The 13,914-nt window shown below is 39.5% G+C and carries 9 protein-coding genes; 3 read left to right on the top strand and 6 right to left on the bottom strand.

Translation table 11 applies throughout. The annotated features are described in order from the left end of the window. Positions 1-74: 74 nt before the first annotated feature. The 3 genes from AY601_RS21425 to AY601_RS21415 form a co-directional block, all read right to left on the bottom strand. Entirely contained in the window at positions 75-1,061 is a 987-nt protein-coding gene (locus AY601_RS21425) for a pyruvate dehydrogenase complex E1 component subunit beta (RefSeq protein WP_068404958.1), read from the bottom strand. Between the two features lie 105 nt (positions 1,062-1,166). Continuing rightward, positions 1,167-4,076 (bottom strand): PD-(D/E)XK nuclease family protein, encoded by a 2,910-nt coding sequence (locus tag AY601_RS21420; RefSeq protein WP_068404957.1) that lies wholly within the window; start codon positions 4,074-4,076, stop codon positions 1,167-1,169. A 15-nt stretch (positions 4,077-4,091) separates the two neighbouring features. After that, on the bottom strand, positions 4,092-7,328 hold the full coding sequence (locus AY601_RS21415; protein WP_068404956.1) for a UvrD-helicase domain-containing protein: 3,237 nt from the start codon (positions 7,326-7,328) through the stop codon (positions 4,092-4,094). Positions 7,329-7,423: 95 nt separating this feature from the next. Here AY601_RS21415 and AY601_RS21410 point away from each other — a divergent pair, with 95 nt between their 5' ends. After that, positions 7,424-7,954 carry a thioredoxin family protein gene (locus AY601_RS21410; RefSeq protein ID WP_068404955.1) on the top strand — a complete coding sequence of 177 codons (531 nt, stop codon included), beginning with the start codon at positions 7,424-7,426 and terminating at the stop codon, positions 7,952-7,954. A 1-nt stretch (position 7,955) separates the two neighbouring features. Here the strand turns inward: AY601_RS21410 and AY601_RS21405 are convergent, their stop codons facing one another. Next, positions 7,956-8,396, bottom strand: coding sequence for an RrF2 family transcriptional regulator (locus tag AY601_RS21405; RefSeq protein WP_068404954.1), 441 nt, complete (start codon positions 8,394-8,396; stop codon positions 7,956-7,958). A 208-nt stretch (positions 8,397-8,604) separates the two neighbouring features. Between AY601_RS21405 and hmpA the strand changes: the two genes are divergently transcribed. Next, on the top strand, positions 8,605-9,819 hold the full coding sequence (gene hmpA, locus AY601_RS21400; protein WP_232324644.1) for an NO-inducible flavohemoprotein: 1,215 nt from the start codon (positions 8,605-8,607) through the stop codon (positions 9,817-9,819). Positions 9,820-9,877: 58 nt separating this feature from the next. On the opposite strand, the gene AY601_RS21395 is transcribed toward hmpA, so the two are convergent. After that, complete coding sequence (locus tag AY601_RS21395; RefSeq protein WP_068404950.1) at positions 9,878-11,581, bottom strand: glycoside hydrolase family 3 protein; 1,704 nt, start codon at positions 11,579-11,581, stop codon at positions 9,878-9,880. A gap of 313 nt (positions 11,582-11,894) precedes the next feature. Here AY601_RS21395 and AY601_RS21390 point away from each other — a divergent pair, with 313 nt between their 5' ends. Next, positions 11,895-12,506 carry a porin family protein gene (locus AY601_RS21390; RefSeq protein WP_068404948.1) on the top strand — a complete coding sequence of 204 codons (612 nt, stop codon included), beginning with the start codon at positions 11,895-11,897 and terminating at the stop codon, positions 12,504-12,506. Positions 12,507-12,568: 62 nt separating this feature from the next. Here AY601_RS21390 and AY601_RS21385 read toward each other — a convergent pair whose 3' ends face one another. Further along, the gene (locus AY601_RS21385) at positions 12,569-13,879 is read right to left on the bottom strand and encodes a carbohydrate porin (protein ID WP_068404946.1); all 1,311 of its coding nucleotides are present in this window, start codon (positions 13,877-13,879) and stop codon (positions 12,569-12,571) included. Positions 13,880-13,914: the final 35 nt, after the last annotated feature.

Genomic DNA, 13,914 nt, shown 5'->3' with positions numbered 1-13,914 from the left:
CTGGTAAAGGTAAAAAACAAAAAATCCCGCATGGGGTTAGCCAGCGGGATTATATATCAACAATTCTTAATAACTTATTTTGTTACGTACATTACTTCTTTCACTGCTTTAATTACACGTTCAGCATTTGGTAAGCTGGCAGCGATTAAAGTTGGTGCATATGGTAATGGTACATCAGCACAAGTAATACGCAAAACTGGTGCATCTAAATGATCAAATGCATTTTTTTGTACGTTGAAAGCAATTTCAGAAGAAATTGAAGCCAATGGCCACGCTTCTTCAACAATTACTAAACGGTTTGTTTTCTTAACAGATTCAATGATTGCAGGATAATCGATAGGACGTACAGTACGTAAATCGATAACTTCAACACTGATTCCTTCTTTAGTTAATTCTTCTACAGCCGGGTTTACAACACGTGTCAGCATTTTACCAAAAGTAACGATAGTTACATCAGTACCTTCCTGAACGATTCTTGCTTTTCCGATTGGCAGGTAATATTCCTCTTCAGGAACTTCACCTTTATCACCATACATCACCTCAGATTCCATGAAAATAACTGGATCCGGATCAATGATAGCTTGTTTTAATAAACCTTTAGCTTCGTAAGGAGTTGAAGGAATAACAACCTTCAAACCTGGACAGTTTGCATACCAGTTCTCAAAATTCTGAGAGTGTTGTGCACCTAACTGACCTGCATTACCTGTTGGGCCACGGAATACGATTGGAATAGAAAACTGACCACCGCTCATGGATAACATTTTTGCAGCTCCGTTGATAATCTGATCGATTGCAACCAGGGAGAAGTTGAATGTCATAAATTCTATGATTGGAATTAACCCATTCATTGCAGCACCAATACCGATACCGGTAAAACCAAGCTCAGCAATTGGGGTATCGATGATACGTTTGTCACCAAACTCATCAAGCATTCCCTGACTTACTTTGTATGCACCATTGTATTGCGCAACTTCTTCGCCCATTAAGAATACGTTTTCATTCTTACGCATTTCTTCGCTCAAAGCTTCACGCAAAGCTTCTCTAAATTGAATCTCTCTCATTGTATATTCAAATGTTAACTGCCGGCAAATATAACTATTGTAACGTAATAATAAAGTTTGTTTTAATTACATTACAAAGCGATTATTATTAACGCTATTGTAGCCCTACTTACCACAAAGGGACAAATAAGGACAATATGTACAATTATCGGCTAGTGTAGTATGTATAAAAGGGATTTCCGGGTCAAATAATTCCTCTAGTTTCTCCCGTAGTAAACGGCTAAAATCTTTTTTCAGGTCCACTAAATATTCGGCCTGTAACTGCAACTTTTTACCTCTTCCTTCAGAAAAGTTAAACAATGTACCTTCTTTTCGCATCTTGCGGATCAGGTATAAGTTAGGTTCCATATCCGTTATCCCTCTGGACTGTTCATAAACATAAGTATAAAAAAGAGTTTGGATTAATGCCTTATTCTGCTTGTCAGTTTCCGCATCAAAAATCTCTTCCAGTGAACTATATTGAAGTTCATCACGTCCGGTTTTATAATCAACCACCCGTGTTACTCCATTTTTCTGATCCACTCTATCAATAATCCCATGTAAGGTAACCTGCCTTTCTACACCTGCTACATGGATTTTGAAATAGATCTCATCCTTACTCTCCAGCCCAATAATAGAAAACGGAGCTTCTTTTTCATCATGGTCAAGAATTACATTCGCATATTCAGTCACAATAGCCAATACCACTTGCTGCATCCCATTTGCCGACAACACCTGTTTTTCATCATCGTACATCACTTTCACAAAAGCCAGTTCAGTTAAGCGTGGCAGGTTTTTGCGATGGGCAACAATCCGCTCTTTCGTGATATAAGGACTTTCTGCTTTCAGTTCTTCGTAGAATTTCTCCAGCACAAAGTGGAGCATAGAACCAATATAATTCGCTTCCAGGTTCTCTGAAAGTTCTTTCGGCTCCTCTATTTTAGCAATATATTTATAAAAGAACTGTACCGGACAATTCATATAAGTGGTGATCGCTGTGGCCGAAATCCTTACTGAAGGATCTTGCTGGTCCAGATAAAGTGTTAAACGTTTCAGAACGTCACCTTCTTTTTTAATCTGAACTGTAACAGGGTGTTCTGTCGTTACGGATTGTGACTGGTCGTAGTATTTGAAGCTATAGCCACTTTCAAACTCCAGCTGACGTAGAAACCTGCTGGGCTCTCCTGTTGTATTGTCATCTGCCTGACCATTGTAAACCAGGCTTATTTTTCTTGAACGTTGCAGCAGCCTGTAAAACATATAGGCCGAGATTGCATCCTGATTCTCAATAACCGGCAGCCCGTAAGCTCTTCTGATACTATCAGGAATAAAGCTTGGAGATGCGCTTACTTGTGGTAAAATCCCCTCATTTACACCTAATATATAGACATGATCAAAATCCAGGCTTCTGCTTTCCAGTAAACCCATCACTTGTACGCCTTCTAAAGGTTCTCCACTTAAAGGAACCGCAATTCCCTGTACTGCTTTTTGAATCAGGGATAAAACGAATGGTAAAGGTAATCGCGCAGCAAACTCTGCCAGGGTATCATGCAAACGGTTCAATTCTTTGATCGTGGCGATAAATAAATCTACCTCTGTTTGCTTTAAGGTCTTTTCTTCTACCTGCTGTGTTAAAACGGCTTTAAAAACCTCCTGAAGATTTACGATAGCCGAAGCCGCAGTATTTCTTTTGGTAAAAAACAGCTGGGCTAATGCTCCGGAACGCTGCAATAAGGGAATATCAACTTCGATTAACTGTTTGGCTAAAATTTCAAGTTGTAAAGTATTTCTTGTTTCTTGTGGAATACCAATCAGCGGATGCGATAAAAAAGCTTCTACCTCTCTATGGTTAACGGTATCTTTTTTTCCACCTGCCAGCTGAGATTGTACAGAAAGCCATATATCTGCCAATCCAAAAATAGAGGTCGCCAATAGCGGATACCCCATCGTTACGTTCAGGTCTACCGCGGTACGTTTCCCTTCTGCGTCATAATGTGTTGGGATAGTCTGCAGAACAGGTAATAATAAACTTTCATCCGCAAGGATTAAGGCTATTTTGCCCGCATTATCTGCAGCGTCCAGTATTGGATAATCTTCTTCCAGCTCCAGTTGCAAAATCTTTGCCTGTGCAGTCTGGCCTTGTGTTTTATAAACTTTAACTTCCTTCTGCACTGCCTTGATCAAAGGCCTGCTTTGACCAAGCGCATTAGGCAAGCCCAGTCTTTGAATATTTTTACGAAGGAATAATCCCGCTTCCTGCGTATCATCCTCCATATAATAAGTATCTGTGTCAAAATAGAAGAGTGCTTTCTCAGCTTCATTCCACCGTTTAAAAATTACGGCTTCAGCATTGCTTAAGGCGTTGAACCCGGCAAAGACCAATTTACCCTTGGCAAAATCATCAATAAAGCCTGGTTTATCTGCCGTACCATTTGCTAGCTTCCGGTATACATGTGCCATCGAAGTGAGCCCTTTTAAAGCCAAAGCCTCATGAAAGCCCCGGTATAATTTAGGCATCCTTCGCCACATCCTGATAAATTGCTCCTGGTGATTTTTCTGCTTTCCAGTAGAAAATGAAGTCCAGAATTGCTCTAGAAATTGTTGTTGTTCTAGGGTGAGGTGCTGAAAGTCTTTTTCAATGACTGCGATATCTTCTAATTCCTCAAATAATTGATCTGCATTAACCAGGTCATTGTCTATTTGGGCAAAATCGCTTAATATAATTCTTGCGATAGGATAAAAGACATCCGGATTGATTTCTTTCGCTCCTTCTGCTTTCAGGAGTTCATTGTATTGCTGATGCAACGTAAAAAACTGTGTAAAGCCATCTGCGATCAGTAAATCTGTAGATAAGGCAAAAAACTCCTGTATGGTATAAAATGACGGACTCCAGAAAGGTTTACCAATAGTATCTGCCAAATGATGCTGCAGATAAGGTACAGGCCTTTTATTGTTAAAGATTACGGCAGCATTGTGCAGCGTATTGCCTAACCTGTCCACTAAATCTTCTGCAACTTCTTTTAAAAATGCTTTCATGTTTTAAACTGGCTGTTATACTAAAATCAATTCGCCAATCGTGGCATAAAATAAATAGGCACTTACTTTCGGATAACCCATTTCTTGTAAAAGGTCGCGATAGCCATGTACTTGCCTCACATGATTACGGCTTTGTTTTTTAGTGAATTTATAGTCAATCACGATCACTTCTGTTTCCGTAAACAAGACTTTATCCGGACGGTAACTTTTGCCCGTAATATCAATAATACTCTTTTCACTAACACTTTGTGTACTGTTCAGCAACAGATTTTGAAGCGCTTCATGTTCTAAAACAATTATAGCTTGCTTTCTGAAGCCTGCAACTTCTTTTTCTTTAAAAAAGCCTTCAGTCAGCATTTGTCCTAAAACTTCATCAATATCCTGGATAGCTGCAGCGCGGGCGAGCACTTCATGTAAAATACTGCCTTCCCTGCCAGCACTGTCATTTAATAGCATATCAATCTCTTTCTTTCTCAGGTCACTGTTAAAAACTTCACTGAGCCTTCCTGACAGTGGGTATTCTTTCAAATCAATAATCTCCGGGCTCAGGTGCACTGATGCTTTTCCCGATCCCTTTTTAATAACCTCTTCTTCTAAAAGAAATTGTCCTTCTGGAGACAGCTGATCTTCAAAGATCCGGATTAACAGGTCACCGATGGTACTGACACTCTCTGATTTCTTACCCAGACAGCTCATATATAAATATTCTTTTGTACGCGTTGTGGCTACATAAAGCATATTTAAAGCATCCATATTGTTATAAAGTAATTCTTCATAATAAGGAATGGCAACGGCCGATGCCCCTAAAGACGAAGTATATTTGAGCGGGATACTTTGCAGCTGATGGTAGGGGGTATTTGCAGCTGGCACCCAAAATATCGTATTGATCTTGCCATTGATATCCCAGTTACAAAAAGGAATCATCACCACTTTAAATGCGAGCCCTTTTGATTTATGGATTGTAATCACCTGTACTGCATCAGTACGGTCGGAAGAAGGCAGGGTTTTCCTGCTCCCTTCTTCTTTCCAGTATTTCAAGAATGAAGTAATCCCTTTTTCTCCCTGACGGCCAACATTCCCTGCCAAATCTCTCAAAGCAAACAGATACGGCAGATGGTTTGCATAGGCTGTTTCATTTAATCCATAAGCAGAAATCAGTTTTTCGAGTAATTCGGGTAGTGGTTGCTGCATCCAGCTGCGCCAGTGCATACATAAATCAGCAGGCAATATTCCGGTTAATTCTTCCAGCTGTTTACTTTTCAGATTAAATAAAGAAGCAGGGTCAAGGGTACGTTGTTGGAGCTGTGCATATAAACTGATACAGTTAGCTTTGTATAAAGCGGTATTGGAAGGCATTCCTGCCATCACCATTAAAGTATCAATTAATATTTTTACTGCCGTATTGTTCTCAATAAGCAATGCTTCTCCAGAAATTACATTGATGTTGTTTTCCATCAATATATCTACTACTGCAATCGCTTCTGAATTAGAACGTACCAATACACAGGTATCTCCCGCCTGGTAACGTTTTTCTTCTATTAAAAGACGTTTGAGCGTTTCGACCATTTTACGAAGCGCCGCTGTCTTAAAGCTTGTTTTATTTAATGGGGCATCATTTTCATCTGTTCTTAAAACATTAAAATCGATAGTCCCCCCATCTGCTGTTCTTGGGGTAAGTTTTTGTTCTGCTTCTGCATAAACATCGGTAATAATATGGCTGAAGCCTTTCTCTTCCCACCATTCATTGAGTGTCAGATTAGTTGTTTGTGCTTCTACTGTCGTATTGATGTTTTTCTGCATCAGGATTGGCAGTGCCTTGAACAGGATATTATTGAAATTAATAATGTTTTTGGTACTCCTGTAATTCTCTTCCAGGCTGGAATCTGTGACATAAGTACTCCCGATATCTTTTTTAGCTTCCTGGTGAAGAATATTCCAATCGCCATTTCGCCACCGGTAAATAGATTGTTTTACATCCCCTACGATCAAATGATCAATAAGTTTCCCATTTGCTTCTGCCATCGCATTTTTCAATAGCGGCCTGAAGTTACCCCATTGATTGGCTGAAGTATCCTGAAATTCGTCAAATAAGAAGTGACGGTAACGGCTGCCTGTCTTTTCCCAGATAAATGCGGGGTTATCATCATCTTCACCCGTAATCCCTTTCAGCAGGTTTTGTGCATCACTGATGAGTAAACTACCACTTTCTTCCCGGTAAGTTTTTAACAGGATAGCCATTTCCTGCATCAGCCGCAGGTAATATAAATTTTTATTGAAAGCCTGTGCTAAGATATAGTCAGGCAATCCATTGGTATAAGTCTGATATAAATCGCGGATTACCGGATTCAGTGTGTCATATAGTGAGGTATCGCTTCCTGGTTTAAACCATTCTTCGGGTTCGTCAATGAGCTTGCTTAGACTTTCTACTTTATCAAAGTCTTCATCTGCAATTTTCTTCAGGTTATTTAACGGGGATCTTGACTTTCCTTTCAACAAATCCGGACTAATTCCTGAATTTTCAAAAATACTGAGTGCTTTTAAAGAGAGTTGTTTAATGGTCTCTTCAAATAGCGCGATCTGTTTTTTGGTTTCTTTATGGTAATCTCCAAACAGCACATTCATATCTGTATGCTGCACCAGCGCCTGGATTGCATTGTCAAATGGCTGATAACGTTCCTTAAATATTTCCCCGGCAAGGTCTGTTAATTCGGTCCTGTAATTCCAGCTGATATTATTGCTGATCCGGTCTAAGGCGAGATCAATGATCCATTGCAATAATTCAGGATTGACATCTAATTGTTCATCCAGTTTATCTGCCAGTTCGTTTTTGACCTTGTCAAAGTTCATCTCCAGTTTATAACCAGAGTCGAGTCCTAACTCAAAGGCAAAACCACGGATAACTTTTTGTACGAAACCATCAATTGTACTGACTGAAAAACGACTGTAATCGTGAAGTATCCGCTTATAAATCCGGGCTGATTTTTCTTGTAAAGTAGCTGCATCTAAATCAGGATGCGCCTGCAAAACGAGGATTCTATAATCTTCAACCTCATCATCGCCCGTAGCAAAGCCTTTTAACACCTCCATAATACGGGTTTTCATCTCTTCAGTTGCCTTATTGGTAAAGGTCACCGCAAGAATCTCCCTGTACTTGGTTTCCCCAGATAGTAAGAGTGTTAGGTAGTGTGCCGTAAGGCTGAATGTTTTACCTGAGCCTGCAGATGCTTGTAATATTTTAAGTGGTTGAGGCATGTGGTGAAGTTAGGACAAATTGTATACATTTAGAAAAGTATAAAATTGAGTTGCTCATTTTATATTGCTGTTAAAATAATTAAAAACAACCGGACATGAAGAAACTATCACTGATTCTGTTAGCCACACTGGCAATTTCAACTGCAACATTTGCACAAACCTCCAAAACTAAAGCATCAAAAGAAGAAGTAAAAATATATAATCCTGCGGCTGATGCCAAAGCTGATATTACTGCTGCTGTTGCCAAGGCTAAAGCGGAAAAAAAACATGTGTTTATTCAGGTTGGAGGAAACTGGTGTTCCTGGTGTATCGCTTTTCACCATTTGGTGGATAACACACCTGCTTTGAAAAGCTATCTCAACGCTCATTATGAGACTGTGCTGGTAAACTATAGTAAAGAAAATAAAAACGAAGCGATTATGGCTAGTTTAGGTTATCCAGGACGTTTTGGCTATCCTGTTTTTGTAATCCTTGATGGTGATGGTGAAATACTGCATATCCAGAATTCAGGTTACCTGGAAGAAGGAAAAGGACATAGTGTTAAAAAAGTAACTGAGTTTCTTGAGGGATGGACTTACGAAGCTCTGGATCCCGCAACCTATGCCACAAAAGACGCTGCGCAATAATTTATTTCTTCAGGGAGAGCATTCCACTCATGAGCTCCTCATTGAACTCTCCTATTTTTGTTTCATGCAGCATCAGGTGAATCTTGTTCCGGATATCCTTGAACTCATTGTGTAATGGGCATGGATTTATTTCAGAGCATTGTTTCAATCCCAGGCCGCAACCATAAAAGATGTCGTTTCCATCTACAGCAGCGACAATATCACTCAAGGGCCTCTCTAAAGAAGCACTATCGAGATAAAACCCCCCATTTGGACCTTTCGTAGACTGCACGATCCCTCTGCGGCTTAAATCCTGTAAGATTTTTGCCAGGAAAGGTTCAGGTGAATCTATCCCCAATGCAATTTCTTTAATGCCTACCCTGCCGCTGTGTCCGGCTGTTCTGTGTGCAATAAAGAAAACTGATCTGATTGCATACTCGCAAGTTTTTGAAAATATTCCCATCTCTTATAAAACAAAGATAGCAATAAATTAACCATAGAATAACAGTAGTATAGCTATTAAGCATCTCAGCTTAAGCACTAAAATAATAAAAGATGTTTTAGTCTTTTATTATTTATTTACTATATTTGATCCATCAAACTATGCCAGCACACCTTAAAAAGCGCATAGTCGTATTACAATAAAGGACAAAAAGGTATTAATATATTTTATGATGACTGACGAACAAAAAAAACTGATTACAGCAACAGTACCAATTTTAAAAGAGAACGGTGTTTTATTGACCACACATTTCTACAAACGAATGTTTACGCATAATCCAGAGCTTAAGAACATTTTTAACATGGGAAATCAGCAGAGTGGGAAACAACAGACTGCACTGGCTATGGCTGTACTTGCTTATGCAGAGAATATAGCGAACCCGATGGTGCTGTTACCTGTAGTAGACCGTATCGGGCATAAACATACCAGCCTGGATATCCGTCCTGAACATTATATAATTGTGGGCAATCACCTGATCGAATCTATCAAAGAAGTATTAGGTGATCCAGCCACCCCGGCAATTATCGATGCATGGGGAGTTGCTTATCAGCAGTTAGCGGAACTGATGTCGGGTCATGAAGCTAAACTTTATGAACAACAAACGTCAAAAACTTATGGATGGACAGGCTGGAGACCATTTATCCTCGGCAAAAAAGAAGCAGAATCAGCAGAGATCACTTCTTTTTACCTTTACCCGGGTGATGGCGGAAAAGTAACACCTCACCTACCAGGCCAGTACTTAAGTATCCGCACTTTTCTTAAATCCCTGAATTTAAAACAAGCACGCCAGTACAGCATTTCAAGTGCTCCAAATGAGGATTATTACCGCATCTCTGTGAAAAGAGAAAAAGGTGTGAATCTGGATACGAATGGATTAATTAGTAATTATTTACATGATGCTGTAAATGAAGGAGATGTATTAGATCTGACTGCTCCTGCTGGTAATTTTGTCTTAACAGAAAATACAACTGCGCCAATCGTACTGATTAGCGGAGGGGTTGGCCTGACGCCATTGATGAGTATGTTGCAAAGCCTGATAGCTAAAGATCATGAAAATCCAATTACCTGGATACATGGTTGCAGAAACAAATCGGTTCATGCGTTTAAAGATCATCTTGACTATATCACGACTACAAAAAGTAATGTAAAGCAGCATACTTTTTACAATGTAATTACTCCGGAAGATAAAGAGAATGGCATATTAGAAGGTTACCTGGATATCAATACTATTCCGGAATTACCTAAGGACCCAGATACCAATTATTTTATATGCGGCCCATCGGCTTTCATCACCAGACAATATCAGGATCTTCAGGCAAAAGGTATTGATAAGAAATTAATCTTTTTTGAAGAATTCGGGCCTCAGGTACTCCAGATGAACTAGGCGGATAAAAATCATGGCATAAAAAGAGGCAATCGCCTCTTTTTATGCCATGATTCCGTTATAATCCAGCATTGAACTTGAAGAAATTATTAACCGTTACCGGTAATTTACCAGTAGCGACCTTTACATTACCAATAACTTCAGCCGCAGCTTTCTGCATATAATCTTCTTTCTGATATCCTACTACTAAAGACTTCGCATTTTCTATTCCTGGTAAACCAGCCAGGTTATATGGATTAGCAAATAATGCGAATACTGTATTCCTGGTTGCCATATCTCTGATCAGCATTTTCAAATCGCCACTTAATTCCATCCCATTCCCCGGACGCAGCCTGGTATCATGAATTCCAATAATCACCTGATCAAAAGCGGCTAATTGCTTCATAACACCTGCAACTGTATTTGCATTTGCTGTTTTATCTAAATTGAAGAACATACAGTTTTGATATAATTTCCCCGACTCCCGCTGAAATACAGTTACCTCAGGTGTACCAATACTGATAATAGCAGTTCTTTTTGCTAAATCCAGTGACTTTATTCCGCCGTCACCATTCAAAATAGTCATAGACGCATCAGCGAGTTGTTGCAATAAAGCAAAGCTCTCTGCTCTGTTAACTTCAGCAGCAACTTGATGTGTATTCACAGTATCTCTTTTATATACTCCTGACCAGTATTTAGCAATTAAGATCTTCCGGACACTTTCGTCAATCCTTTCCATACTGATCTTTCCATCTCTTACTGCCTGGCGTACTAATTTAACTGCTCTCTTGCTATTCTCAGAAAGTTCCAGAATATCATTTCCGGCAATCACTCCCATTACATCTGCTTCACCATCTTTAAAATGCTTCACTACCCCTTTCATCTCCATCGCATCAGTAACGATCAATCCGCGGAAACCAAGTTCACCCTTCAAAAGATCAGTCACAATAGGCTTTGACAAGGTAGAAGGAAGGTTTGGCGTATTATCCAGCGAAGGAATATTCATATGTGCAATCATTATACCCGCAGCGCCTTCCCGGATTAACTCCTTGAAAGGATATATTTCCAGACTATCCAAACGCGCTTTAGTAAAATTAAGCTGAGGAAGGTCGTAATGTGAATCTACATCCGTATCTCCGTGGCCTGGAAAGTGTTTTAAAGTCACCAATAATCCGCCGTCCTGCATTCCTTTAAGATAAGCACCAGCTTTCAATGCTACATTATATTTGTCTTCTCCAAAAGAACGGTAATTGATAATCGGGTTCTTAGGGTTGTTATTAATATCAACATCAGGTGAAAAATTCATCTGCATTCCTATTCTTTTATAATCTTTAGCGACTTCCATCCCCATTTTATAAATCAGCTCTTTATCTTGTATAGCTCCCAGTGCCATTTGATAAGGATAAGCGATTGTACTATCCAGGCGCATTCCCAATCCCCACTCTCCATCAGAAGCGATTAATAAAGGGGTGTGTGCCAATGCCTGGTACTTATTGGTTAAAATAGCTTGTCTGCCGGGACCTCCCTGAAAGAAAACCAATCCACCGATACGTTCCCTTTTGATTACATGTCCAACAGAATCTTCAAAGGCTTGCCCTTTATTGGTATGCGCTCTTACAAAAAACAATTGCGCAATCTTATGCCGCTTTTTTAATTTATGCAGCACAGAATCTACCCAATGGTTAGGCTCATCAAGACTTTGGATATATGATTTCTTTTGTGCCTGAGCAGAAAAGATAAAGAATAACAACACAATAAATAAGGGGAACTTTTTTTGAATCATGGATAATTGATATGGTTAATGGCACAAAGTTAATTAAAACCACCAAACCAATGTATCAGATTTGATACATAAGGAACAATTTCGGGGTGAAACTTAAATTTTAAAATCAGGAAACAACATGCTGTATATCAACACTTAATCTCAGTACTTAATTTTTATATCCTTGAGATTCCTTAAACTGGCACATTTATTTCTATGCACTCCGCATTAATCACAAAATTAATAGAATGATGAAACCATCATGATTTTTCAAATCACACAACGAAATGAAAAAACCAGCATGATAGCTTCATAACCATTAAAAAACAAACTCATGAAAAAGATCTTTATTTTGGCTATTGGCCTTTTTGTAGCTACAGCAGCAAGTGCACAGGATAGGATTAAATTTGGTGTTAAAGCCGGTTTAAATCTATCAGACATTATCAAAGGCGATGGTAACAACAACTTCGATACCAAAGTAAAAACAGGTTTCAATGCTGGGGTTACTGTCGAAATTCCATTAATCGCGGGATTAGCTTTCACACCGGAAGTTCTTTACTCACAAAAGGGTTACAAATTAACTTCTTCACTTGGAGAGTTCAGACAAACAACAAGCTTTATTGATGTGCCTATTCTAGCTAGTTTCAGACTGGGAAGCAGTTTTAATATTGTTGCTGGTCCACAGGTTTCCTTTTTATTATCTACTAAGAACAAGTTTGAGAACGGATTTGGAACTGTAGAACAAACTAATGTAGAGAGAGATTCAGACAGATTCAAGAAAAGTCTGGTTGGTGGTCTGATCGGTTTCAGATATGATGTCAATGATAAATTTGATATTCATGGACGTTACGCGCTGGATTTCCAGAAAAATAATGAAAATGGGACTTCTTCTACTCCAGAATTCAGGAATCAGGTATTCTCTGTAGGTGTAGGTATTAAGTTTTAAGTATATCCATACCTATGGAAAAATCAGCCCTGTCTTCTTTAATTAGAAGCAGGGCTTTTTGGTTAAAATTCTACGTGCGCTCTTAAGGAGAAAACATGAACTGGTCCACGGTCTTTATTATAAGCAGGGTGCAAAATAAACTGGTAATCGGGAGAAAGGAAAAATTTCCTCTGATAAACGTTAACCTTATAATATGTTTCAGCAATCATTTCGGGCGCATAGTTTAATTTACCATCACCGATAATGAATCCGTATCCTCCGTGAGCAAGATAATCACGGTGGTCTTTGGAGATTCCATTGCCTACAAAAGCAAGACCGATCTCTGCATCTTTTTGATTCCAGCTATCTCCTTTTAAAATCGCTCCCAAACTTACTGACCTGTCAATTTCTGTAAAAGCCCAGGTTTCAGTTTTGCCGTCGTTATAACTTGTTTTGGCAAAAACCCCAAGATTAGCATTAATGTTCTGTTCTATATTAATCCCAAACCCATATTTATTTCTGCCATAGGCACGGGTCTCCGTAATATCTGGTGCTATTGGGTTTTGTGCAACTGCTAAACGATAATCTCCCATTTTTGCGGCGTTGTCATACCCCAGAACACGCAATGTTCCTTTTTGTCCGCTAATTTGGTATCGCTTTTCATATTCAAGTGTGAATGCATGTGCTTTGCCTATTTTACCATCCCAGATTGATCCGTTAGCAGTAGTGGTAACCATGGTAGTGGCTAATCGTAAAGCCCAGGTTGGCTGGCCCAGTTCGAATACGACCCCAAATACATAACCTCTTGTATTGGCCGGATAGTCCCATGCTCCATTCGCCATTAATGACCAGTTCATAAACTGAGACCTTGCATCATGGCTAAAAGCATTGTTATCGAAGAAGTCACTTAATCCAAATTTACCTGCGGTAATGGAAAAGTATCTCTTTTTGCGGTAACTGGCCAGCTGATTTGCATCATCGGCTATGGTATCGACTTCTTTTCCCCAGCCAAAGGTTTGAACCAGGTAAGCTCTGGCGATATAAATTGCGGGTTCCGGAGAGCCAATCCTGAAGGTTTCCCCATTCGGAAACCCTGCTACCCCTACAGCCTGACTAAATCCTTTTCCTCCAGACATCTCCGGATTGAAATAAGCTTCAGCCCCTTTCCATAATCTTGCTCCACCAAATAAGGTTGTGGTCAGAGAAGTTGCTGTTTCATGAGCGTTAGAAAGGCTGTTCGCACCGGAATATGCTGCACTAAACCCAGGCTTAGTCTGCGTAATTACAGTTTGCTGGAAATGGAGGTTGAATCTTTTTTTGAACAGGCTATCTGTCTGTGCGAAAGTTGGTGCCGCCAATAAGGTGGCTATACCCAATAATATTATCTTCTTCATAGGATGAGCACAAAGATATTAGAATACAATATTAC

It is taken from the genome of Pedobacter cryoconitis, assembly GCF_001590605.1.
Taxonomy (GTDB): Bacteria; Bacteroidota; Bacteroidia; order Sphingobacteriales; family Sphingobacteriaceae; genus Pedobacter; species Pedobacter cryoconitis_A.
This window is presented reverse-complemented; position numbering and strand designations above follow the sequence as displayed.